The organism is Thalassobacillus pellis, assembly GCF_016908295.1.
Lineage (GTDB): Bacteria > Bacillota > Bacilli > Bacillales > Halobacillaceae > Thalassobacillus > Thalassobacillus pellis.
In genome coordinates this window covers 1-25360 of record NZ_JAFBDO010000006.1, presented here as the reverse complement: position 1 = coordinate 25360, position 25360 = coordinate 1, and the positions used below count along the sequence as shown (strand labels likewise).

Below are 25360 nucleotides of genomic sequence, written 5' to 3'. Positions count from 1 at the left end.
CACAACCATCCTCGAGCCAGTTGCTTGCTATAGGTCGTAGCCGTCTGCCGCATCATGGCGAGCGATCCTTTCTGTTTAAGCGTGCAGTACGATGGAATAATCCATCGCTTTGATTACCAAGGATACGTGGGTCCTGTCCGTCGGTTTGCTGTTTTTTCTTTTCTCTTTTTTCCTTTTGATACGCATAAGGGTCCCTTCCATGACTTTTCGTAGTGTCCCTATCGCTATCTTTGGAAGTAGGAGAAGGACGCTTTTGTTTTTCTAAAGCCGACTTTTCAGGCGATGATCCCCATAGGGGCGAAACCGAGGTTTCCTTAGGTTTCGTACGTTCATCCTTGGGTTGGTTATCTGGGGATTGGGATTGGTTTTCCGGATGGGTGGCTCTTCCGAGTTGCTGCTGGTTTTCTGCTTTCGTAGGCGTTTCTTTTTCCGAAGGGGAAACGGCTCGTAAGGAAGAAGAAGACTCCTTTTCCATCGTTGCCGCCACTTCGGGATGCGCAGGGACTGCTTGCGGGAATTTCTCCTGTTGTTTCCGTGGAAAGGAGGAACGCCCTTGCTTGTGATTGCTTTCTTTTCGGTTTCGCTTTCGGTTCGTCGGTAGGGATGGACCCGCATAAAAACTTGCCACGGTCCCATCGTTGCTGTCACGTTTTTGTCGTTGGTTCAAGCCTTTATACGCCTTGTTTCGCTGCCGCTTGTCCCACAGGCTTTTCCCTTTTTGAATACTGCTTCGTCCTACTCCTTCACCAGCACCCATCTGCTGCAGGGTCGGAGAGGCGCCTTCCAACATCGAAAACACAAACTGCCGTTTAGCATAGAGAAAGATAATGGTGATGCTGAAAATAATATGGATGAAGATGCGATAATACAAATCATCGGAGGAATTCGTCATCTCATACCCGAGGGTAATAAAACTGGTAGCGATCAAGACAAAAAACATGGTAAGCCCTTTAAACAAAATCAAGACAAATGTCCCCTTCGTAAAACGCCCCACCAAGGATTCAAAGCTCGGGAACAAACTGGCAAACAACACGAAAGGCACCATCAACATCATCACAATGAATGCAAATTGCAACAGGATACGAATCAACGCAATCGAAAAGAACACGATCCCCTGAATGCTAGTGGACAGGATCATCACCAGGATATATCCCGTTTGTTTGAAGGCATTTCCAGCAAAGATATGGGTGTTACCATACTTTTTAAACTCAGACTCCGCTATCTTTTCTCTCTTTTTCATTCCCTCTTCTGTTGCTGGATCAGCTTTTAGGTAAGCGTGGATACGATCAGAGTCTTCGGCTTGGATGGCTGCTTCATCGGTCGTTCCATACTGTAAGAGAAGATAGGGTTGGTAAATCAAAGCCTCAAAAACTTTGTTTTCAATCGCTATGGAGACGTTTTGAGCAGAGGTTTCATCGAAGGTTTGATAAGTAAAGGCATCGTCAGCACTCAAAGAGGGATTGGTCTGCATGATGGCATTCTCCAACGACGTAGAGATTCGATGGGCAAAATCAATGTAATTGAAGTTTTCCGATTGAATGGAGGAAAGGAGGATCATACTTAAAAGGACAAGTCCGACAAGCTTCAAGAAGGCTTGCCAGTTCTGTTGGATATAGGCACGGATAACGATCCCGAAAGCAGCGATCGTCAGGGCAAACAGACCAAAATGGTAAAGCAGGCTGCCGGCCGTGCTGGCGGTAATGCTCTGGACGGTTTCCTTGGTTATCTCAACGATATCAAGCGAAAAGAGCTGGTAAACGACCATCATGACAATGTGAGCCAAGACAAGATTGGTCATCCAGAAAAAGTTTTTAATCGCTGTCGCCGTTGCTGTCCCTGTTTTCTCGGCTACATTCCACCATGAGTCTTCGGCATAGGTCATTAATTCGTACCGTGATTCCTCGTATACCTTTGATTTTCTTTTCCCATCATGGTTATGTGCAGACACAGTGAGATCCGGTAAGATTAGAACACTTAGCAAAATGAAAAATAGTAAAAGCTTAAACTTCACGAACGTCTACCTCCTCTCTAACTCACCACTCTCTGCAACTGTTTTCAATATCTACATAATTGTTATTACCATACTCTGCTTGGTACTTTTCTAAAATAAATTTATCACTATGTTTTTTGTCAGTAGTCTGCCAATATACTCTGTAAACATCTTCAAGTTCTACTTCACCTGATCTGTCCATGACTTTGCATATTTTAGTGATTTTTATATCACTTTCTTTATATCCACCATCTTCTAACACTTTTTGTTTAACAGCCTCTTCAGCAATGGAGGCTTCTACATCTTCTTTATCCAAGCCGTAAGTGTTATTGGAGCAACTAACTAACATCACGGTTAGTAACCCACCCACTAGCAATCGCTTCACTTTCATCCCCCCTACAGATATGTTTCTTCCAGATGCACGGCCTCCGATGCTTTCTCCGTGGTTTTGAATGCTTCAAACCATTCTTCGAAAAGAATATCAATCGCAATCGCCTGATTCCGTCCCAGGTGGTCCTGAAACAAACACATCCCTGGTTTCAAATTGCTCACGACCTCGATGTTGCGGGCATTCTCTTCCATATCATAAAACCGTAGAATCGGTTTGATTGCATCGTCCGACTTCGGACGGAAGGCGAATTTCACGCCGATTTGTTCTTTCGTCGTGTCAACGTTAAAATCGTCGTACGCCTGCGTCACCAGGACAATATCCGTCTTCAACGATCGTCCCGTCCGCAGCATTTCATCGATCAGCTCCTGCCCGTTCGTCGACCGTTTCAAAATCCACGCTTCATCCAGGATAATCATCGCTTCTTCTTCCCGATTCGTGCTGAACGTGTGAACGTATTTCGAAATGGACATCATCAAACACAACCCGATGCGCTCCTCGTCGTTCATGTTATCGGATTGGGCGAGTTTCAATCCCTGCAAACCGAGAACATTGATCTGCTTGCGGAAATCCAGTCCCTTCGCATCCGCATGGCCAAACAGCATGCGTCCCAGTCCGTAATTATATTTCGCTATAAAACGGCCCAACGTGGTATTTTTGGCCGTAATGCGTTCCAGCACCCCGGTCAACGTCGGCGACGCGGAGGCGTTCACTTCTTCGATCACCGAATCGTAAATGACGACCGATTCATCCCGGGATCCCCGCACTTCCGCGAGTGTATTTAAAATCATCATCGCGGTCTGAATTGCCTGGTCCCCTTCCAAAAAGACGAGGGGATCCAGTGCGCCGTGATACGCCCGGTCTTCCGATAAATGCACAAAGTTGATCCGTTCATACAACGAATGGAATTCCGGGATATCCCCATACGTATGTAACGCCTCCCGGTAATAATTCTGGAATTCATTTTTCGGATCGACATACAGCACCTTGGTACCAAAAAACGTACTCCACGTGAAAAAGTTCTTTACCAGCATGGATTTTCCGCTGCCGGAAGGTCCGGTGATCAATATATTCCCGTTGGTGTGGGAAGCTCCCTGCAGCGACTTTTTCGTTAAGGAAGGGTTAAACACCACGATATTATGGTTGATGTCCCGCGCCTGCGCCACATGGGCTAACCTTTTCCCGGTAACCACCTTGCCAAGTACCATGCCATACCGGTTCCCCACCTTATTGGACACATCCAGGCCGGATTGCGCCAGGTAAGCCGCATCGACCACCTGTTCAAAATACCGGTAATCCGTCGTACTGCCAGGCAAGGCCTGGGAAAACAACGTCAATTGATCCACGAGGGGCTGCTCCAACGCAAAACCGGTATGCTGAAACAGGCTTTGCAACGCTTCGATTTTTTCTTGCAGGACAGACTCGGAGCGATCCGCGACCACGAGCGTAAACGTCATGAATAACAGATGGCGATGCCCGGCCTTCACATCCTCCAGCAGATCTTCCAACCGTTCCGAGGCCATTTCGACCGTCGTATCTTCATCGGCCGTGGCCGTCGACTGAATCTCCCGGTCGAAATTGGAGAAACGCCGTTTCAATTTCCGTACTTGCCGGATATTCGCCGCCCGGTCCTGAAAATGGTAACGAATTTGACACTCGACGGGAAAATCGACGGCTTCCAAGAGCTGCTGGAGAAACCGGTGATTCTCCATCGTTACCGGCATCGCCGAAAACGGCAGGAACGAGAAGTATTCCGTGTAATCCTGATGGGCAACACGCAGTTTGCCATAATCCTGGGTCAGTACCCCTTCGGTCAGGCGATAGGTACTGTCCGGAATATCCACCAAATCCCTGGTTCGATGGAAATGGTAATAGAGAATGGTATCCAGTTCTTCCTCGGTCAATGGATGAAACTGTTTATGGTACGCTACTTTGTTGCGGAAGGCCTGCTCCATTTCTTCGTAATAAGCCACATCTTCTTCCACAGCTGGAGCAAAGGTCCCCAATTTCGCCAGATCCTCACGCACCCTCCGAATAAACTTATGAAAGAAATCGCCCACATCCGTCGTGACCACTTCCTCCTGCTTGTTTAAATACACCCCGAGAAACACTTCGTATTCATGAAGGCACACTTCCTGTTCTAAAATGTGCTTGGCCCGGTCAAAATACGTTTTCCCAATATCGGAAAACTCCCCTTGGACTATATGTTGATTCATCACTTGGGTGAACGTGTCCATATCAAAGCGCTTGGGAAGGATCATCACATGATAGGCATACGCCTCTTGGGAAAGGAACGCGATCGTTCGTTCCAGGTAACGATCAAAAGCGCTATCACTATTTAACGGGAGATGCTCCCCGCTTAACCGGTAAAACGCCCATACCTGCTTCGCTTTATTAAAGACGAGGTTCCGGTGACGATGGGCGATGGGAAACTCCAGTATCGGCTTCATGGGTCCTTCCTCCCTTCCTTGCGATGATAGGCTTCATAACGGATTGGCTGCTGCCACGTGCGCATGGGGACTTCCAGAAAGTGCTCGTACGCTTGGTTTCGGGTCCGGTAGAACCGGAGACGGTCCCGGCAAAAGGCGAAAAAGCCTTTATGGTCATAACGCAGGTTGAAAGTCACAAACGTTACGACCGCAGGGATCACGGTAAGCAAAATCAGCCAGTTGTGAAAGATAAACGGAAGCAGGCGCTCTTCTTCCTGCACACCAAAAACAAAGAACAAGACCACCATGAGTAGTGCCAAAACAATCGCAAACATCATTTTCCGTATTTCCAGGCCATTGGCGAATTCTACTTGGCCCATGCGGTAAATTTTAATCGGGTACTTGTACTCCGGAGTGAAGTTTTCTCCTTGGATTCGCACCTGCCTCCTCCTTCCCTGTCCTTATTGAAAGACCGAATTGCCGATCGCCCGTGCCAGCTCCTGAAACTGCGGACCAAAAAAGACGACGATCAGACAACAGATGCCGAGCGCAAGTCCGGACCAGAACTGCCCCCAGTCTTCCCGTGTATAGGAGACAAGGGCGCGAATCACCATGATCAAAAGCACCAAAAATCCAATCTGTGAGACCAAATTCGTCGTAATATCCTGCAAGTTGATGTTCATCCCGGATTCCTCCTTATTGAATGGATGTGATAAAAAATGTGCCATCATCTGGTTCGACGACCAATGCATACGTGTACACACTGGCTAACGACGTGTTTTCTTCCCGGTACGTGACATCCACGACCGTCGTGAGGACGCCGTCTTTCTTTCCCAATTGCCGAAGCACCAGGCTTTCGAATACCTGCCCGGTCAGCCCCTTCTCCACCGCTGCCATGAACGGCATCGTTTCGTCACTCACCCCGTAGGAAGTAAAGAATTTCTCGAGAAACGCCGTCAGCTGTTTGCGCTCCGTGGTGGACACGGCTTCTCCTTCCACGGCCGGATCGGGAAGCTTCACCTCCCCTTGCAAGTCACTTTTCGTTAACCGCGGCGGTTTGGTCACGGCATACCCGGAACCGTCCGTAGCAAGCGATACGACGATTTCTTCTTCCTTTTCAAGGGAGTTTTCTTTTGCTTCTTCCGTCGAGGCATCGGTAATCGTAGAGGTCACCAAAAAGTGAAGATCGGCAGTCGTAGCCGAGGTGGGAACCGTTTCGAGATAGCGCAGGGACTGAAGCTCCCGGCTGCCGGAGAAGGTCTCCACCGCTCCCAGGCGAGAAACATCAAACCCTTGGGCATAAAAGGTCTGGAGGTTTTCCAACCGTTTCTTCCGCCCTTGTTCATCGGCAGGGATGGTGATATACGTGGTCAGAAAATTTTCGGTGTAGATAACAGCCGCATGAGAGGCGAAGGCATCGGTTTCTTGGGTTTCCTGGAGTTGTTCTTGGAGGGAGGTTTGTTGCGCTTGTACGCTGTGGCGAATGGTTTGATATTTGCTGAAGAAAATCACATTGAACAGAAGCGATAAACTCATCACGGAAAAAAATAAGAGACTAGCGGTTTTTGAGGCGGTTCTTCTGGAGAAGCGAAGATGTCGGGTCGGTTCGGGCGATGAGGTGGTTCGCTGCTTCCGGAAAACCGAAAAAGCACGTTTCACGACGACTCCCTCCTTAATCCTGGCTTAGACATGAAGGTTACGACGACGAATGTAACGGATGACGAACATAGACGACGGCGGGTTCAGGGGCACTGGTGGCCGCCTTTCGCAAAAACACAAATTGGCCGGTACGCAGCGCGCGGATATCATCCGGGGGGACCTTGAACTTATGCACCGGGCGGGACGTACCTTCGGGAGCTTTCAGGTCCACCCGTTGAAGCCGGCCGGGTTGGGCTTCGGTTTTGACGGTCAAATCCTGATCTTTGTACGTGCCGAACAGGTTGGCCCAGGCTTCCACTTCCTCGGGATGATTCGTCTGACCGATCGCATACGTATTGGTGTTGCCAATGATCTGTTTGGCTAGCACCGGACTCACTTTTTCTAAGTCGGCAAGGGTTTGCGTGGCAATGATACAATGAAAACCGCCGGACCTCGACTTATTGACGGTATCGACGATTTTATCATTGGCATAGACGGAAAACTCATCATAAATCGCTAACAACGGGGCATCTTTCAGCTGGTTCCGATTTCGGTAGGAAACCAGGTAGTTAATGTCTAAAATCAAAAAACGGGCAATCACTTGGATAAACGTATCATAGATCAGCCCGTCAAAACTGACGAAAAGAGCCTGCTTTTCCTCGCTGACACGGATCAGGTCGACATCCTCCTCCGCCTCCCGAAACAACTCGCCCAATTCGCTATCCAAGAGCAAATAAATCTGAGTCCGGACAGAAGAAGCATTCGCAAACAAGTACAACTCGCCGTCTTCTTCCTGCGCATAACGGCGGAAAAACCGCTCGTAATGCTTTTCCGCTCGTTCGCTTCGAACGGTCCGTTTTTGTTTGGTCCTCGTTTCTTTCGAAGCTGCGACAGGCGCCGGATCCAAAAACGATCCAAACTCCGCTTCCGGGGAAGTCTCCGGTTGCGCCTCCCTCTCCACGACGATGGTATCCTGATTCAACACCTTCTTAATGGCCGCTGGATCAAGATACGTAGCAAACGTCCATAAATCCCGGGAAAAGCCGTAATCATCGATGAATTGAATGATCGCTTGCACCAACGACAGGGAAAGTTCCGAGTAATATTTACTCTCGGTCGCAATCAACTGCTCGAGCTTATCCTTGATCACCGTCGCATTGCCATATTTCAAGGGGTTATACGTCACCGTCCCCTGATCAGAAAACACGCGAAGCTTTTTCCCATAACGCGTACACAAGGTTTGCACATCGTTCATGCTTTCCGCAGAACCCTTCCCATCGATGTAAATAAACGGGTAATCGTGCCGCAACGCATACTCGATATAACTCAACAACAACACCGTTTTCCCGCCGCCCGTCGTCGCCGGCACGAACATATGCTGATTGATCTCGGAAAAGTCCATCGCATAAGGTTTCCCCGCCTCCGTAATCCCTAATAAAAGCGGGTCCGGAGAAGCTGCTTCCCGCCAGCGTGCCTGGGCTTTGGCATTCAATCGAAACCGACGCGCATGTACGGCAGCATAACGTTTCGATTGCTTTTCCTGCTCCCGTTTTTCTTCGAAGGAAAGCACCCGTTTGGAACGAACGTAATCGGTCAGCTTCCCCCAAACAAAGGCAACACCGATACCACCCGAAACATACATCCCCAAAGCATAGGCGGACCAGGGAGGCACGTTACCGAAAACAGCATCCAAGCCGTTCAAAGAAATCGGCAGTACCGTATAGAAAGCGAAATAACGCATCGGGGCGAGGAACAATAAGCCCACAAACATCCCTGCCCCCACCAAGGGCACCAACCTATACCAACGAGGCAAACGAATCATACGGGAAAACAGATAAAACGGAAGACTAAACACCACCAACGGGAAAAATAAAAAGGCACCAAGCAGGATCCCTATCCCGAAAGCTAATTCTTTACTGACTTCCTCGTTGGTTTTCGCCAAGCGCAAACAACCTCCTCAACAAATCCAGCTGCAACATCGATGCCTCCATCCCCGCCTGTTTCGCATAGGTACGAACGACATCCAACAGCTTGTCCGATTCACAAAGGTAACGGACCGACTGATACGTTCCGTTCAACACTTCATCCCGGTACCGGGTCATCTTCTCGAGGTAGCGTTTGGCAGACTTCCGGGTCAATTCCACTTCGTACGCCATCCGTTCGCCATGCTCCTCCACCACAAAATCAGGAATCCGCTCGGGCACGCGCTTTAATTTCGTCGGGTTCCGGCGATCCGTTGGTGAGAAGTAAAGATCCAGGTAATCGCTGCGGAGTTCCCGCTCTGTCTGAAAGGCGAACGATTGTCCCCGTTGTTCTGCTAACGCCTTTAACGCCAGAATCGCATCATTCATCAATAGTTGGTGCCGCATCGTTCCATAATTAATCTTTGTAAACGCCGTTAAGGTGCTGCCCAAATAATCCACCCCACTAGGACGAATCGAAAGAATTAACCGATAGCCAATCTTCTCTTCGTGTAAAAAACCAAGATCGGCCAGTTTCTTTTTGCTATTATAAATCGTCACATGGGAAACTTCGCCTTTTAACATCTCTACCAATTGCGTCGAGGTTAAGAGTCCAAAACGATCGATCGTTGCTAACACTCGCACTTGCTTTTCACTTAAAATCATGGAAAATATCCCCCTTCTGCCATGTCCTCCCTCCATTGTATCGAATGTTTGTTCCGGTACAAAGCCTTTCTTCTCCGCATTCACCAGAACTTTTCCCACGCTTTTACAGCTACGTCCTGCTGTTTCCTACTTCTTGGGGATTTCCAACCAAAGAAAGCCTTCTCTTTCCTCTCTTTTTCCTGACACTTCCTTTAAAACACCCTTAAAACAATTTCCAATTACCTGGATGTTATCATAATTTTCAAAATATTCCCACAGGCACGAGGTCCTACTCTGTTAGGTGGTTGGTCTTGTGTGATTCTGACCACCCACAGTGGATGTTGGCTGTGGGTGGTCAGAATCTTCGAAAGGCGGCAGCCTGGAGAAAACAAGACCTCCACCGCTGACTTCAAAAGATCCACGTGCCTGTGGCCCTTTAATGCCTCCCCAACATAAATTAAACCTAAGAACCAATCATTATTAAAGGTTAATTAAAAAGACAAATTCTTTCTCCAGCCCCGAAAAAAACACAACAGAAATAGACAACCCCCAAAGACAGACCGGAAATAAAAACACCCATTCCCCCACCCAAAAGATAAAAACCCTAAGCTCTTCCAGAATCGCTGTAAAATCCAAACGGTTACTTTTGATATGTATTGGCAGACTGGCTCATTAAACCCTAACTCGTATTTCGCTTCGGTGGAGAACTTCCTGCCCGGTATAGGTCATCCATTTCGGCAAGGGGGAGAAGATCGGTAACCGCTTTGGCTTGGGATAATGATTGTCCTTCCGGAAAGAGCGCCAAGAGATCTTCCCATTGCAATTGCTGATCTTGCTGCTGTTGTTTCCGCAAGTGTAACCAGTGTTGCAAGAGCAAAGAACGGCTTGTCCAGGTCGTTACCGCACCTCTCCCTTTTCCAACCGTCTGTTTCCTCAATTGGTTGGAGCGTTTGAGCACTTCCTTCAAACTGGATACCGCCATTTGCAAGGTTCCCGCGAGTTGACGCAGCGAACTTTCCACATAAGGGGCAGCAGCATTTGCACGCTGATGGAGATAAGCCAGAACATCCTGTTCCCACTCTTCATAATGGGAACGCTCACGGGCTTCCCGTTTCTTCTTGAATTTATACCAGCCAAGGGTTTTCGGAAATACGGCTTTGCCGTCGGTCCATAATTCTAACAACGCCTCGACATACGCACGTTTGACACCTTTGTATCGACCACTGTAGGCGCTTTTTACAATGCGCTCAAACTCAGGCAGGGATAACGGGTACTCCAATTGGCTGTTGAATTGGTCCAATTCATCATACATCACCTCAAATGGCACCTCATCCTGGAAATTGGCAAGTGCCAACGTGAAAATCGTATTGTTCCGACTGGTGGTATAGTGCCCTGCCGTAATATGGCGTGCTTGTAAAAGGGCTTGATACCAGGCCGTTTGGGTTTGTTGGCGAGCTGGTTGATCATTAGCATATACGACTTGGAACGAACGGCGGCGCGTCGTCGTTTCGTATTCCTTCGACCATTTGAGTAAAGCCGCGGTGGAAGCCGGATGCGGATCAAAAAAGACGACATTCTCTGTTCTGGGGATGCGATAAAAGCCGAACGGGGTACAGTGTGGATCTACAGCAACATAGGTTTTTAACGCATGAAGGACATTTTCCGCCAGACGTTCGGCGACCCGAAGGGCTTTAAAATCGCTGTTTCGATGGATATAGAATGGTGTCTCGAGTACAAAAAATCCCTGATATCCCCGCGGCGTTTCTAAAAGGAGATTCGGTTGGGGTAACCCCAGTTCTTGACACCCTAAAAACAAGGCATACAAATCGACCTCCTTCGTGTCGATGTCAAACGCGATCACATTGATCTGTTTGAGGTTGTCCCGGGTATGCCCTTTGAGCACGCGATGCTTAAAATCGTAATACGTTCCTCCCCGAAACGTGTTGGGGGTCCAGTGCGTCAACGTCCCTTCCTGTTCCTCCAAGGTTTCGTACGAGGTAACAATATGCCCCTTCCCTTCTATCAGTGCTTCTTTCGAAGGAGACACAAACACCACGCCTTTGTTATGTCGACCTTTCTTTGCTTCCTTCTCGTAGGCGACTTTCCGTGGCAAAGCAGCTTTCGATCCTTTAGGTTTATAGACACGTAAGCTATTGTGCGTCATGAATTGCATGATGGCCGTATTACTCATTTCCATTTTCATCTGGTCACCTCCCCTGGCAACACAGACAAACAAAAAACCGTTACAAGCGTTCGCCCGTAACGGTTCAACCATGCTGCTTTCATAGGGAAATGCCTAGAGTTATCCGGTAAAAATGCAGCGCAAAGATACCGAAAAATCTTGCATCTGAGTGAAACATATTATATGATAGATGTACATATAAATATGTCACTTGGTCATGATGTTGTCAGCATCATGACTCCTATTGAAAGCTAGCAAAAGGTTGGTAGCCAGGGTACTAGCTTGTCGGAAAAGAGCGTTGTTGTCAGCAACGCTCTTTTCATTTTATGTAATTGTTTGTCTGTTTTTCTAGTAATCTATCAGAATTTATCTACACTATATCGTTTATCCTCTCTCTCGTCTACCCCTCTTTTCCCTTCAAGACAAGGTTTGAATGCGCTTTACCAACACAAACGTTTACGTATACGTTTGTGTTTTTTGCCTTTCTGCGTTGTTATTATCCCTTTTTGGCTATGGTTTACGTTTCTGTAAACGTAAACGTAAACATGTGGATATTTTTTAAAAATTTTTTTTGTTTCTCTTCTTTTTTCTTTCGGTAAGTGCCTTTTTGTGGATAACTCCATATACTTGAACGCTGACAGGGAACCTTACGAAAGAAAACCAGGATGGTCCCATCCGAGCAGAGGCCAAGATGGTTGACTTGGAGAAACGGCCGTTTTTTGATTTCATTTCGGAGTTCCTACTAAGTATAATATTGGAGTAGAAAGCGTGTTTTCTAGTACTTTCCGAGTGGAGTAGGGGAGTTGAATCTTACACGATCGTGGAAGATGATGATGACGATGAGAGGAACGGGAACGACTACGAATGTATACGCTCAGATGACAATGAATTGCGAAACGCTGACCAGACGAGCATGCATGACGACGAGGTAGGACTAGCTCTCCTACTCTCACTACCCATCATAAACGGATGCTTGATAAAACAAAAGCTGCAAACGTATACGTAAACGTTTGTATACGATTCCTGGGAGAAGTTCCCTCCTGGAAAATTCCAAAATATGACGGAAATTCCGAAAAGGTCTCATGATTCTTCCAAGGAATTTGCTAACGATGAGACGAATAGAAACGATAACCAAGCTAATTGAAAAGACGAAGCAGGCCGACGAAAGGAAATCCATACGAAAGAAGGGGACGACCATCGACTACGAACGTACGTATACACTGGCGGATATTTCCAAACGGATGAAACGCCCGCGGACCACACTACAATCCTGGAAAGATCAATTCACCGAATTTTTACCGACGTTGGGGCGAGGAAGAAACATGCGTTACGAGGAGGAAGCGTTAGAGGTATTCGCGATGATTGAAAAGATGAAAGAAGCGGGAGAACCAATGGAACGTATTCGAGAAGTGCTGCAGAGCATGGTGCCTACCATTACCATTGATGATGCCGCCAATGAAATGATGCCCAAACCAATCGTCAACACGCTTCTGGAAAGCTACGAGTCTTTTTGGAAAGAAGTACGCCTGCAAAATGAGTTACTGCAGGAACAAAACGAAGCGTACCGGATACAGAACGAGGAACGAAAAAAAGAATACGAAGAATTAAAACAACAATTACACACCCTTCAACAATCCAGTCATACATCTCATCAGCAGGTCATCCAACGGGTAGGCGAACGAGATGAGCAGCTCATGGAGCGGATGCAAACCATCATGGAAGAAAGAAAAAAAGAGGGCTTCTGGGCACGCCTATTCAGTCCAAAACGAGAAACCGCGCGGGAACCGGAGCATTCCTAAAAAACAAAAACAAACGTTGACGTAAACATCAACGTTTGTTTTTTTCTTTATGCGTTAATTTTTCCTCCTTCCTACATATAATGAGTAGGGCGAGGGATGATGTGTTTGATAACTGCCTATCCTCCTGGAAACTCTTCACCACTTGTGAAGAGTTTTTTAAGTGGGACTACCTATAACTTGTGTCGTGTATGGGAACGTTCAAACTAAGGACGTTATGGAGATATTAGTCTTTCCCTATAAAAAAATGGAGTTCCAAATGTATAAAACTAATAAACTTGGACAATACTAGTAATAGCTTCTTTCTTTAATTTTTATACTAAAAGAATCAGAACCAACAGGCATCATAATCCCTACCAAAAATCTAGTAAACGTAAACGTTGATGTTTACGTTTATATATATGAGTTCTGTCTCTATAAACTTCACTTTCTAGGGGGGAATTCATTCACCAGGCTTTTTACGAAGATCCTCTTATATATCTCAGTAAATAACTTATCCTTCAGATCATCCAAAGGAAAAACGTAGACCTTGATGTAAACACCTTATGACTAATCCCAACAACACCACCATTCCCATGTATAAAACTAGGAAACTTTGAACATCCTCAATAAGGAATACTAGTGAAGGTGAATCATGCCCTAAAGAACATATTAATAAAATAACAATCTAGTACATTCTAAATTCATACTGCTTGTAATGTTGATGTTTACGTAAACGTTTGTCGTATACAGAGTGGAATCTCCTTTTAAAAAGAACCATTGGTGGAGGAAGAGGTGATGGAAAGATGCCTTTTACTTTGACAGTGACCAACAACTAAACGATGGAACGATGACAACTGCGAGACGACCACACAAATCCCCCTCCCTTTTACGATCCATGCCATAAAGAGAGGGCTAACAAACGAAAAGTAGCATTAATCACAAACGTAAACGTTGATGTTTACGTTTGTTTTTTGCTATGTGACCAACACCACCAAAATCTACTTTTGTATAAAAACTTTGGGAAGGTAATGTAACGGTGCTAAAAACGAGGCATTCCTATTAAAAGAAAACACTAGTACGATTTGCATCAGTGTCAAGATTTTCAAATCGTATAAAAATATTTTTTTGCTAGATATTCATTTCAAACGAATAATTTTCTATAATTGGCCTATCCTATTAAGTTATAATTTTTTTCAGAGGTAAATAAAGAAGGAAATGGTTTACGATTCTGTTCATCCGTATACGTAAATGACTTGTGTTTATTCTGGAGCAGTGCAGGGATGAAATGATACGACGACGTATAGATGACTGTTTACCATACAGGGAATACGAAACACTAGGATGAACGACAAGATAGGTAGAGGTGGAATTCATCCGTTTTATCGTCGCATGATAACGAAATGACGTACAAGGTTGACGTTTTTAAACAACGGTATTGTGCCAACATTTCCATAGCTATTCTAATCAACACAAACGTATACGTATACGTTTGTGTTTTTATTATAGCGATAGGAATATTTCCAACGTACAGAAGGTTAAAATTGAGATCTATTCTAGCTAAAAAATACCCCCTAATATGAATCTACCTAACTAACAAAACATATGTTAACATATAATAAAAAATAGTTAACATATAGGAGGAAAAACGATGACCAGCCAAAGTGAAAAATTGAGAGTGATCATTAATTGCGCTATTTTCGCAGCAATTACAGCTATTTTGGCCCAGATTGAAATTCCCTTGCCTGTGGTGCCGATCAGCGGCCAGACCCTGGCTGTCGGTTTAACAGCAACTATTTTAGGCAGCAGACAGGGGGCTATTTCTATGATCTGTTACGCTGTGCTAGGAGCTGTAGGCGTTCCTGTCTTCGCAGGATTCAAAGGTGGAGTCCAGGTATTAGCAGGCCCGACAGGCGGATATATTATTGGCTTCATTGCAGCTGCATTCATAACTGGTTATATTCTTGAACAGACCAAATTCAATCTTACCATGGCAATGGTGGCCAACATAGTTGGAATGATCGTAACTTTACTATTCGGTATGATTCAATTGAAATTCGTCCTTGAATTAGGTTGGGGAGAAGCGCTAGCTGTAGGTGTCTACCCATTCATCGTTGTAGGTTTGATCAAAGCATTTCTTGCTAGTTGGATTGGTATAACTGTAAGAAAACGTCTTGTTCAAGCGAGCTTGATCCATACGAGTAAGAAAGCAGCAGTTTAATTAATCGTAAGCATGTGATTCCATTCCTGGATTCACATGCTTTTTAAATTCGTCTAAGAAACAGGTGAAACACCTTACGCTGATATAAACGTATGTGTTTGGGAAGATGCATTCTAATGAACTTCACTAAAATAAGTGCATCATTGATACAAAATCAAAAGGATTCGCAATCACCTTCGTGTTAAAATATGATCAATAAGGAAACAATTTACATTTTCTATGGTTCAAGAAGCATTGGAGTAATAAAGAAAGGAGGGATCCTTATCTCATTAACCAGTATGCTGAAAAGTAAGACGCACACCCATAAGGAATTTCAAACGATATTAAGAGAAGCGCTTCCGAAAAAGAAATCCTTTCGAACAATTTCTGGTCATGCCCCTTTTTCTAGTGAGTATCAGATGATTGTTCCCTATACATTAACGAATCCTTATAAATCTTTCCTTGTTGGCATAGCTTTCGACTATCTAGCAAGAATCATGATTGCCAAGATGGTCAAAAAGAATAAGGAAGTATCTTACATAAATTTAACAGCCGAAAAAGGGTTAACAGTGATGAAACTTCTCATGCAAAAAAACAAATGGGCCTTCTTTAGATTGAAGAGAAAGTATATAAAAATTATAAAGAAGATGAAACAATGCATAAATGGAAAAAAGGATATCGAAAGTTTAATTCCGAATACTTGTTTCTTAGCTAAATTGGAACAAGTCTATCGAAGTGGAATGCCACCCATGGATATAAACAAAGCATTCTATACTGATCCAGAATCCGATGTCATTAATGATTTAAAACAAATGTGTCATACATTCCAACGTTATTTCCTTACGGATAAAGTTATTACGCCTTATAGTGAAGTAATATACAACCCGAATTTCGGTGTGGCATCCTCCTTTGTAGGTGGAGCTGATGGAGATATCTTTATTGATGGTACGCTATATGACTTTAAAAGCGGAAAATCCAAAGGCTATAAATGGCAAGAAGTTGCTCAGTTAGTTGGATACTTTCTACTAAATGAATTATCAGCGGAATTAGAAGAAGGGTTTTTACATGCCAATAAACCATTAACGATTAAGCGAATAGCTTTTTATCGAGCACGGTACGGGGAAATAGAATATTTCGATATCTCTTCCTTTCATGAACCTTCCATCGAACAAACAAAATTAGATTTAATGGCTTTTTTTAAAAAACAGTAGCCTGGAGATTAAATAAACATGAGGTATTATATGTTCCAATCGATATATAAACGTAAACGTTGATGTTTACGTTTGTGTTTTACTTAGGTCATCGGAAACTTAAGGTAAACAAAATAAAGCAAACGACCACGGGTCCTTTAAAATAGACAGATTGAAATAAAGTAAAATCTCCCGGACATAGGGACTCTTGCATAAGTTTCCTGTGCCCAGGAGGTTGTTCAAGCCACCATCATATGGATCAGCTTTTTTACTTTAGTGGATCAAAAGAAGATGGCCACTGATCATTTCCATGGATGAAGCAGGTTATGGAAGCCTGTACGTTTTTACCTTACCGGACAACCTGTTGCAAAGCTCCTCATAATCCCCTTCCCGGGGTTCATTCGTAAATGTAACCGCTGAAGCAGGAATGGTTTTATTTAAGTACACCTCTTCATCAAACAACTTTTCGGTACTGATGCTTCTGCTTCTCCAAGTACTGCCGTCAAGATTAATTCTCTGGTAAATATACATAGATATCTCCTCCTTACCTTATAATCGCTTCGAGGAAGAGACATGGTGTCATCGTTATTAAAAATATTCATCATCCATGTTGCTGTCCAAGCTTAAGGATTTTTCAAGGCATTCATGAGGCAATCTAGGTTAATAAACGTAAACATCTACGTTTACGTTTGTATTTAATAGACGATGCACTACTTTCATAACGTTTAGTCATTTGCTTTAACCTTTCATATAATGAATTTACTATGCTTGATGGAAATGCCTCTTCATATTTACCTCCCTTCGTGTTATACATTTGCTCTATCCTCTCACATGAGAGGATTTTTTATCTACCGAATGCCTTTCAGTTCAGCCACAAACGTAAACATTTGATTTACCAAATCTTTAAAGACGAGGTGCTTAACCAAAAACAGAATAAAGGTTATCAAGAAAGGAACAACCATTAAATGAAAGTAGACGACGTCACACACACACAATCGTTTACAAGTCCTTTGAAAAAAGAACGTTTTCTGGAGTTTATCACTTAACTACTATTGAAACGTCTAGCGGCTATGATTGGACGACGAACCATTCCTTCAATCTTATCAAGGTATTTATCACGCCACCTGTTATTCCTTCCCTTATTCGAAACGTAAACGTCAACGTTTACGTTTGTGTTTTCATTTTGTTTGCACTGAATGTAGCAGAGAGTAGGGTGATTTACTGGAAAGGTGCTCCTGAATTAGAGAGCGTCACTATACGGAGGCGGACCTGTATCGATCCCGCTGGTTGAGAATGAAGTGGTCGATCGGTTTGGCTGGATGAACGTCCCGGAATTCAGTGAAATGTTAGCAATGGCAAATGCCTTGCCTGGACCGATCGCAACAAAAATGGTAGGATCAGCAAGCGGGGGGGTTGGGGAGCTGTCACAGGTGTCTTCGCGACTGTTGCTCCAGCCTTGATTTTGATGATTTTATTGTTGAGTCTTTTGGCTAAATTTAAAAACTTCCCACGAGTCAAAACAATGACTAACTTGATTCGTCCTGCCATTGCTGTACTGCTTGGAATGATGGCTTTTCAATTGTTCAGCACTTCCTATGAGGCTAGCGGGTTGTTGCAGACAGGCTCTTTATTTGTGGTTAGTTTGATTTTCCTCGAAAAAATGAAGATCCATCCGGCACTTGTTTATGATGCACTCTTCTTAGGAAATATTTGATAAAACCCTCACCAATATCGCAGCTCAAGGCTGCCTTCCAACATGGTTGTTTCGGATGTCGATAAGAGCTGAATAAAACCAACCACAAACATAAGCGCCTTATTAGGAATCATAACTTGTGCTTTAATGGTTTTATATCTTTCAATTTATGGTATAATAAACACAGAAACGCTATATATTAAAAAAACGACCGTAGATGCGCAAACATCTACGGTCCGTAATAGAACGGTTCCCTGCAAGGGGGATCGGCTATTAGTGGGAATAATCCACCTGAGCCTCTAACTCAAGGGTGGATTATTTTTTTTGGTTAAACGACAGTATGCCTACGATTAGTGTTGCGAAAGCAATGGCAAACATCAATGCTTCGAATACTGTCATCAGCACCACCCCCTTTCTTTCGGGGATGTGTGCCGACCCACCCTTGAGTACCTATTCTATTACATAGCGCTATTATAACATGGATAAGCATGGTTGCAGAGGAACAAATTAACGTTTTCTTACGAAGAATCCTGTAATTTCTCCATTAGAATTGTCGATGAAAACCTCTTGTAAACGTAAACGTTTGTGTTATACTATCCGTAACTGAACAAATAAAGGAGGGATTTTGTGGGAGTCACGATTAGTTTTGGGATTCAAAAAGGAGGAGTAGGCAAGACTACCACCACGGCCATTTCCAGTTATTTATTAGCTGAGATGGGATATCGCGTGTTAGCCGTGGACTTTGATAGTCAAGGGAATTTAACCGGCATGCTCACCCAGCAAAACATTTATGACTTTACCGAACGCACTGTCTTACAAGCCGTGAAGGAAAAAAATCCAGTTCCGTACATACATAGCGTTAACGACAACCTGGATGTGTTACCAGCGGAGGATTTTCTTTCGATTCTTCCTCGTTATATTTATCGGGAATATAAAGGACATCCAGCAGCGTTATTACGGGAAACCTTAGATGTCGTCAAAGCGGACTATGATTTTATTTTGATTGACTTGCCGCCAAACCTAGGTGATCACACGGTCAACGGGCTCACAGCATCCGATTACGCCGTGGTGATGCTGCAATCAGAGCCTTTCTGTTACGATGCCCTGGATCGGTACCTCGAATTTTTAACCGGGGTTCAAAACAACACCAACCCGGATTTGATTTTAGGGGGTATCTTGACCACCATGCTGGATGCAAGAGCGACGATTGATTCCTCGATTTTGGACCAAGCGAAAGAGGATTTTGAAGACCTCGTGTTCGCATCAGTCATCCGTCGGAAAAGCCGGATCAAGGAATTTTCGATTGAAGGGATCCAGAATCGCATCAAAGCAGACCGCGTAGCTCTAGCGCCATACCAGAGTTTCCTTGAGGAGTTGATCGAACGTGTCAAAGAAAGACAAGTACAGTAGCCTGCTAAACAAGAAAAATTCCAATGCGGAGAAGCATGAAAAACATATCAACGAGGCCCATAATACCTTGTTTCAGGATGCCGAACCCAAACAAGAAAAAAGCAAGGCAACCCCGAAGAAGAAGAAAAAGTTTGATGACAAGTACAAGCGTGCAACCTTTTATGTGGAAAATGACTTGATCAAGCAGTTGGACAAGCAAGCTGGAAAAGAAAAAGGGGAAAAAACCCGCCTGGTAAATGAAGCGCTCCGCCAATACCTCTCTTAACCCATTCAGACACAAACGTTGACGTCAACGTTTGTGTCTTTTTAACATAAAGCAAACGATAGAATGCAGCAGCTGCTCGATATCCATACAAACCCTATATATATCACAGGAGGTATAATTGGGCATTTGGATGTTTAAATCATAAGGTTGCATCAATGAAAGGGCCCTACTCAGTCCGAAAAGAGAAAGCGTGCGGGAACCAAGCACTCCCTAAAAAACACAAACGTTGATGTTTACGTCAACGTTTGTGTTTTTTAGGTGTTCCTATTATTCATACCCCTATAAATAGTAGGTCGAGTTTTTCTAAGAGTGACTCCCCCACCTGTAGCGTATGTATACATGTGAATAAGGACGTTGTGGCCCCTGTCTCACCGAAAAAAAGAGTGTGGAATGTATAAATCTAATAACCTTTGATAATACTAATCATAAATCTCTGACTTAAAATTGCTAGCATAACGAACATGACAAATCCTCCCCAGGATTTCTACCAAGATTAACACAAACGTAAACGTTTATGTTTACGTTTGTGGTATACCCTTCAAGCTCTGTCTCTATAATGGTTGGCTTCATGGGGAGGGGAATACATCAGTAAGGTTTTTATATGGTTATATTATCCACATTAATAACTTTCCCATTGTTTAGAGAACTGAAAATAAAATGAAACGTTACATATTAATTTTTTTAGAATGGTTCATTGAATACAGACCAGTAAACAATGACTTTTTTATCAGCCTATTGACAAATTAAAGTTTAGATACTAAATTAAAATCATGGATAAAAATAAGAACCAATCAAAAAAACTAAATAACCGGGCTAGGGGCAGTCACAATCTTGGCCGTTTAATCATGCAACTTCAACAACTCGAACGCCATCCTCGTACTTTTGGAGAAGCTGGAGCATTAACACCTAGCGAAATTCATACCATTGATGCCATTGGCCTCGAACATGGTATTCTTATGAGTGAGCTGGCAGATCGTTTGGGGGTCACGAAAGGGGCCATTACACAGATTGTAACGCGAAAAAAAATGAAAGAACTCGTAAAGCGAACCCCACACCCTACTGATTCCAGGGCGGTTCTTGTTTCCTTAACCGAAAAGGGAAAAGACGCCTATAGGGCGCACGAAACGTTACATCAGCATTTTTACCAACAGCTTCGTTCCCAGTTGGACCCAAAGGAAATCGAAATTTTTGAGAGATGTATTGAAAAACTAAATACATTTTTAGAGAAATAATTTTTTGACAAATAGTTTAGAAACTAAACATAAATACAGGAGGGTATTATGGAAGTTCAAGCGACTGTTCTTTCTGAAAACAGCGTATTCGGTAATTTAGGTGCAATTGCGGAACATGGCTGGTCTGTTTTTCTAGAAACTGACTATGGCAATTACCTTTTTGATACCGGACAAGGGAAGGTACTGCTCAATAATGCTCGTGTCTTCCACAAAGATTTATCAAGGATGAAAGGAATTATATTGAGCCATCATCATATGGATCACACGGGAGGTTTACTTGATGCGGTTCAAGCATCGAAGAAAGTACCGATTGATGTCTACGCTCATCCCGCATTATTCAAAGAAGGATATCTGGTTCGAAATGGTCACAAATACATTGGCGTCCCTTATTCGCGGGTCGCCCTGGAAGGTAACGGAGCAAACTTTAAGTTCAACACCGAATTTACTGAAATTGCCCCCAATGTTTACTTGACGGGAGAAGTTCCCCGTGTCACGGACTTCGAATATGGGGACACCGATATAGTCCTCCGAACAAGCGAAGGTTATGTTCAAGACGCTGTCATTGATGATCAGTCCGTAATTATAAAAACCCAAAAAGGCTTGTTCGTTATTCTCGGATGCTCCCATGCGGGCATCATCAATATTCTTCATTACGCGGTTCAAATGACGGGGGAAAGTCGTATTCATACAGTTATCGGCGGAACCCATTTAGCCCCCGTGAGCAAGGAACAAAAAGAAAAAAGCAGGAACGCTTTAAAAGACTTGGGTATACAGCACTTAGGCGTCTCCCATTGTACCGGATTAAAGGTAGGCAATCAGTTGTCCAGGGACTTTGGGGAAAGGTTCTTTTATTGCAATGTCGGAACAGTTGTAAACGTCTGATCAGCTTGGGAAGGAAAATCCCAAGACAATTCCTTGATATGGATAAACGGAGCGCCTATGTATGGGGAGAACGTAGGCGCTCGAAAGGAAGGAAACCATTTGAAGGATCATATTCTGGTAATTGGTGGGTATGGCCATGTTGGAAGAGAAATAAGCCGCAAACTGGGAGACGCATATCCAGGAAAAGTTATCGCTGCGGGAAGAAACATTGCTAAAGCGGAGCAGTTTTGTCGAACCACAGAGGGGAAGGTACGCCCTTTTCAGTTGAACATAAACGATCCCGTTGAACCAAGTATCCTTGCAAACATTAAGCTTGTGATTATGTGCGTGGACCAGAAAAATACGAATTTCGTGCGCTTCTGCTTTAGTCAAGGTGTTCACTATATGGATTTAACAGCTAATTATGGGTTCTTGAGACAAGTAGAAAGGCTGCATGCTCAGGCAGAAGCTAATGAGGCTACTGCTGTATTAAGTGTCGGTTTGGCGCCTGGGTTGACAAATTTATTGGCTGAACTTGCGAAGCGACAATTGGATCATGTCGATACTATGGACATCGCTATATTATTGGGTATGGGCGATCATCATGGAAAAGCTGCGATTGAGTGGACGATGGATAACCTCATCTCGGATTTCTACATAATGGAGAAGAACAAGAAGGTGAAAGTATCCAGTTTTTCAAATAGGAAAAAGACCTATTTTGGAGAAGAACTTGGTCATAGGATGGCATATCGGTTTAATTTTTCAGACCAACACGTCCTTCCATACACGCTTGGAATACCAAGTGTTTCTACTCGTCTCTGCTTTGATTCTCGGTTTGTCACCTTGATATTATCGCTTGTTAAACGATGGGGGTTAGCCCGATTATGCAAGCCCGAGTTCATGAAAAAAAGTTTGGTTAAGCTCTATAGTGCCATCACTAATAAAAACGAAAAGGTGGCAATCAAAATCGAAGCGAAAGGGAAAAAGAGAGAGGATCTAAGGTTCGTCGAATACTACCTTCATGGGAAAGAAAATGAATCATGGATAACTGCAAGAGTGGCCACGTATCTAGCAAAAGTGATGGAGAGTTCCACTTTCCCTTCAGGTGTCCATCATACGGAGCAATTAATAAAATGGGAAGATGTATGGCAAGACATGGGGGATAGCTTATGGTTGGAAACACGTGTAGACGGTAAAGTTGTAAATCTGGGTCAACGACTTGCATGATGAGCCTGCCTTGAAAGATTTCCCATAAGCGGCTGAAGCTACTACTCCCTCTCATAGAAAGTATGGTTCGAAGGGGTGGGAAGGAGTAGTAAAGGAATAACACGTCTGCAGCAACAAACGCAAACGTAAACGTCAACGTTTACGTTTGTTTTTTATTTGGAGAGAGTGATCCTGAGACAAGAAACGGTGCGGACAATTTTAACGCCATCATTCCGTCGGTTCGAGTGGGGAAATTTAATCGATCGCTTTCCTAGAAGAGTATTTACACCACTTTCCAAGCTCTAGCACTAGCACCCTAGTGTTGATGTATATCATGCTAAAAGGATGACAAACATCACTACCTAAATGCCCATTTATAAAGTAAATTTTCATAGAAGGAGATGTAACCTTTTAGTAGCGGAAACGACAAATCAAAAAATAAAGAAGAGAGAAAAACTGTGTGAAATTATCCATCAGATCGTTTCAACGGAAAGGAGGAATGAAAGAATGACCATAACATTAAAAATCACGCTAAAGAATAAGGAAAAACTCACTTACAAAGTACGACCGGGGGGAGCTTCCAACCTGCTCTTGATCCACGGAAATATGGCTTCTTCCGAACAATGGGATGTATTCATGGATCAGTTGCCACCGGCCTATACCGTATATGCCGTCGACTTACGGGGATATGGCAAGTCCACCTACCGTACCCCCATCCAATCCCTCGGAGACTTCTCCGAAGACCTCAAGTTATGGATGGACGAATTAGGAATCAAGACAACACATGTGATGGGCTGGTCGAATGGCGGTGGAGTAGCCATGCAATTGGCGGCCGATTATCCGGAGCGTGTCGAAAAAGTTGTCCTGTTAGCATCAATGTCGACACGTGGGTACCCCGTTTATCATACCGATGGCAAGCGTTTACATACCAGAGAACAGATGGCATCAAGTCCCGGGCTGGAGACGCTGGAACAGGCGCAAAAGCATCACAATCGCCTCTTTTATAAAGCCGCCATGGATTACATGCTTTATGCCCACAAGCAACCGGAGGAAAACAGCTATGAAAACTATATCGATGCGGCGCTGGAACAACGCAATATCATGGATGTGGCCTTTGCGGCGAACCGGTTCAATATCAGTAACATTTCCAATGGCGTAGTGAATGGCTCGGGAGACGCAGGTCGGATTACCGCGCCGGTGCTCGTATTATGGGGAAAAAACGATCGTATCACCACAGAAGAGATGACCAACGAAATCTTGTTGGACCTCGAGGAAAATGGCGTCGAAGTCACCTACTCCCTTCTGAATGCAGGCCATGCGGCGCTGATCGATGATTTGAAAGTGGTAAAGGAAAAAGTAATGCATTTTTTAGGTCCTCCTTTGTAGGGGGAAAGATTGCAAGTTTACAACCTGCTGTTCCGGCCATGTGGTTAGTAAAAAAATTAAAGGAGGAAATGCTTTTGAAAAAAATCCGTGTTCTATTGGCTGCTCTTAGTTTTGCCATGGTTATTCCTTTTTCATCTGCCCATGCTGGTGATCCTATACTTAAGGGAGGCAACGGAGAGTGGGATAAAGTAGGAGAAAGAAGATTAAAAGAGATAACATGTGCCGGTGGTGCCACATGTTGGAAAACGGGCAATGTCCAATCGACTGGAGGTTCCTTTCGGATTATCACATTTATGAGCGACGTTTTCTTTGAGGTATGGGAGTATGATCCGGGATCAGGGAATGATGACTTGGTTGGTTATTTCGATAATGTCGGGGGCGATTTCCATAACCTGAATGGGTTTGTGGATGGGACCAACAACCGAGCAGAGTTTTATGTGGTAACAGTGGATAAGGAAGCTGCGGGGAAGAAGGTGTATTTTTATGACTAATCCCCTTGTTGGCATCTATTCGTATCAGTAAAGATACCAAATGTATGCCTGGGGAATGACGCTGTTCTAAATCTGCAAAACTTTTTGTGGAGAGGAGGTTGGTGATGGCCCGATTGCAGCTAACAAAATTCCAAAAAGAAGACTTTGAAGATTATTTTAAACTTGTTGCTGATATAAAAGTGATGGCCCAAATAACGGAAAGAGCGATTCCGCTGGAAGAAGCCCAAGTAAACTACGAAAAGTTATTAATGCGTAATTCGAAGCATGAGATATTAGGGTCCTATAAAATACATGACACAAATACCAACGAATTCGTGGGTCTGGGTCATTTGACGTGGAATGAGGATTGTAAAAAAGAAGCCGAGATAGGGTATATGTTAGTCCCTAAACACTGGGGAAAAAGGTATGGAACAGAAAT

21 protein-coding genes and 1 pseudogene are annotated in these 25360 nt (G+C 44.1%); 12 read left to right on the top strand and 10 right to left on the bottom strand.

Annotation, left to right across the window (positions count from 1 at the left end):
- Nucleotides 1-52: 52 nt before the first annotated feature.
- From JOC33_RS16460 to JOC33_RS16420, 9 genes are all read right to left on the bottom strand, one after another.
- A complete protein-coding gene (locus JOC33_RS16460) occupies nucleotides 53-2011 on the bottom strand; it encodes a CD3337/EF1877 family mobilome membrane protein (RefSeq protein ID WP_205093640.1) in 1959 nt (652 codons plus the stop codon).
- A gap of 22 nt (nucleotides 2012-2033) precedes the next feature.
- Entirely contained in the window at nucleotides 2034-2375 is a 342-nt protein-coding gene (locus tag JOC33_RS16455) for a putative periplasmic lipoprotein (RefSeq protein ID WP_205093639.1), read from the bottom strand.
- A gap of 11 nt (nucleotides 2376-2386) precedes the next feature.
- On the bottom strand, nucleotides 2387-4828 hold the full coding sequence (locus JOC33_RS16450) for an ATP-binding protein (protein ID WP_205093638.1): 2442 nt from the start codon (nucleotides 4826-4828) through the stop codon (nucleotides 2387-2389).
- On the bottom strand, nucleotides 4825-5247 hold the full coding sequence (locus tag JOC33_RS16445) for a TcpE family conjugal transfer membrane protein (RefSeq protein ID WP_338054547.1): 423 nt from the start codon (nucleotides 5245-5247) through the stop codon (nucleotides 4825-4827). The genes JOC33_RS16450 and JOC33_RS16445 overlap by 4 nt, the downstream gene beginning before the upstream one ends.
- A gap of 21 nt (nucleotides 5248-5268) precedes the next feature.
- Entirely contained in the window at nucleotides 5269-5490 is a 222-nt protein-coding gene (locus tag JOC33_RS16440; protein ID WP_205093637.1) for a hypothetical protein, read from the bottom strand.
- A gap of 13 nt (nucleotides 5491-5503) precedes the next feature.
- A complete protein-coding gene (locus JOC33_RS16435) occupies nucleotides 5504-6466 on the bottom strand; it encodes a conjugal transfer protein (RefSeq protein ID WP_205093636.1) in 963 nt (320 codons plus the stop codon).
- A gap of 37 nt (nucleotides 6467-6503) precedes the next feature.
- On the bottom strand, nucleotides 6504-8387 hold the full coding sequence (locus tag JOC33_RS16430; RefSeq protein ID WP_205093635.1) for a TraM recognition domain-containing protein: 1884 nt from the start codon (nucleotides 8385-8387) through the stop codon (nucleotides 6504-6506).
- Nucleotides 8359-9156 carry a replication-relaxation family protein gene (locus tag JOC33_RS16425; protein ID WP_205093634.1) on the bottom strand — a complete coding sequence of 266 codons (798 nt, stop codon included), beginning with the start codon at nucleotides 9154-9156 and terminating at the stop codon, nucleotides 8359-8361. Before JOC33_RS16425 ends, JOC33_RS16430 begins: the two co-directional genes overlap by 29 nt.
- 574 nt (nucleotides 9157-9730) lie before the next feature.
- Nucleotides 9731-11254, bottom strand: a complete 1524-nt coding sequence (locus JOC33_RS16420; protein WP_205093633.1) for a primase C-terminal domain-containing protein — start codon at nucleotides 11252-11254, stop codon at nucleotides 9731-9733.
- 1088 nt (nucleotides 11255-12342) lie between these two features.
- Between JOC33_RS16420 and JOC33_RS16415 the strand changes: the two genes are divergently transcribed.
- From JOC33_RS16415 to JOC33_RS16405, 3 genes are all read left to right on the top strand, one after another.
- Nucleotides 12343-13032: a MerR family transcriptional regulator gene (locus tag JOC33_RS16415; RefSeq protein WP_205093632.1), complete on the top strand. Its 690-nt coding sequence runs from the start codon at nucleotides 12343-12345 to the stop codon at nucleotides 13030-13032.
- 1627 nt (nucleotides 13033-14659) lie between these two features.
- The gene (locus JOC33_RS16410) at nucleotides 14660-15229 is read left to right on the top strand and encodes a biotin transporter BioY (protein ID WP_205093631.1); all 570 of its coding nucleotides are present in this window, start codon (nucleotides 14660-14662) and stop codon (nucleotides 15227-15229) included.
- Nucleotides 15230-15417: 188 nt separating this feature from the next.
- Nucleotides 15418-16419: a hypothetical protein gene (locus JOC33_RS16405; RefSeq protein WP_205093630.1), complete on the top strand. Its 1002-nt coding sequence runs from the start codon at nucleotides 15418-15420 to the stop codon at nucleotides 16417-16419.
- A 303-nt stretch (nucleotides 16420-16722) separates the two neighbouring features.
- Here JOC33_RS16405 and JOC33_RS16400 read toward each other — a convergent pair whose 3' ends face one another.
- The gene (locus JOC33_RS16400; protein WP_205093629.1) at nucleotides 16723-16929 is read right to left on the bottom strand and encodes a hypothetical protein; all 207 of its coding nucleotides are present in this window, start codon (nucleotides 16927-16929) and stop codon (nucleotides 16723-16725) included.
- 725 nt (nucleotides 16930-17654) lie between these two features.
- Here JOC33_RS16400 and JOC33_RS20735 point away from each other — a divergent pair.
- The 9 genes and pseudogenes from JOC33_RS20735 to JOC33_RS16355 all read left to right on the top strand — a co-directional run.
- Nucleotides 17655-18112 (top strand): annotated as a pseudogene (locus tag JOC33_RS20735) (chromate transporter); the annotation flags it as partial.
- A gap of 606 nt (nucleotides 18113-18718) precedes the next feature.
- Complete coding sequence (locus tag JOC33_RS16390; protein WP_205093628.1) at nucleotides 18719-19501, top strand: AAA family ATPase; 783 nt, start codon at nucleotides 18719-18721, stop codon at nucleotides 19499-19501.
- Nucleotides 19476-19766: a hypothetical protein gene (locus JOC33_RS16385; RefSeq protein ID WP_205093627.1), complete on the top strand. Its 291-nt coding sequence runs from the start codon at nucleotides 19476-19478 to the stop codon at nucleotides 19764-19766. Before JOC33_RS16390 ends, JOC33_RS16385 begins: the two co-directional genes overlap by 26 nt.
- Nucleotides 19767-20611: 845 nt before the next feature.
- Nucleotides 20612-20998 carry a MarR family winged helix-turn-helix transcriptional regulator gene (locus tag JOC33_RS16380; RefSeq protein ID WP_205093782.1) on the top strand — a complete coding sequence of 129 codons (387 nt, stop codon included), beginning with the start codon at nucleotides 20612-20614 and terminating at the stop codon, nucleotides 20996-20998.
- A gap of 48 nt (nucleotides 20999-21046) precedes the next feature.
- Complete coding sequence (locus JOC33_RS16375) at nucleotides 21047-21880, top strand: MBL fold metallo-hydrolase (protein ID WP_205093626.1); 834 nt, start codon at nucleotides 21047-21049, stop codon at nucleotides 21878-21880.
- Nucleotides 21881-21979: 99 nt separating this feature from the next.
- Nucleotides 21980-23086, top strand: a complete 1107-nt coding sequence (locus JOC33_RS16370; protein ID WP_205093625.1) for a saccharopine dehydrogenase family protein — start codon at nucleotides 21980-21982, stop codon at nucleotides 23084-23086.
- Between the two features lie 486 nt (nucleotides 23087-23572).
- Nucleotides 23573-24451, top strand: coding sequence for an intracellular short-chain-length polyhydroxyalkanoate depolymerase (gene phaZ, locus JOC33_RS16365; RefSeq protein ID WP_205093624.1), 879 nt, complete (start codon nucleotides 23573-23575; stop codon nucleotides 24449-24451).
- A 74-nt stretch (nucleotides 24452-24525) separates the two neighbouring features.
- Nucleotides 24526-24942 carry a hypothetical protein gene (locus JOC33_RS20425; RefSeq protein ID WP_239534271.1) on the top strand — a complete coding sequence of 139 codons (417 nt, stop codon included), beginning with the start codon at nucleotides 24526-24528 and terminating at the stop codon, nucleotides 24940-24942.
- 104 nt (nucleotides 24943-25046) lie between these two features.
- On the top strand, nucleotides 25047-25360 hold a 314-nt coding region (locus JOC33_RS16355; RefSeq protein ID WP_205093623.1), incomplete at its 3' end, for a GNAT family N-acetyltransferase.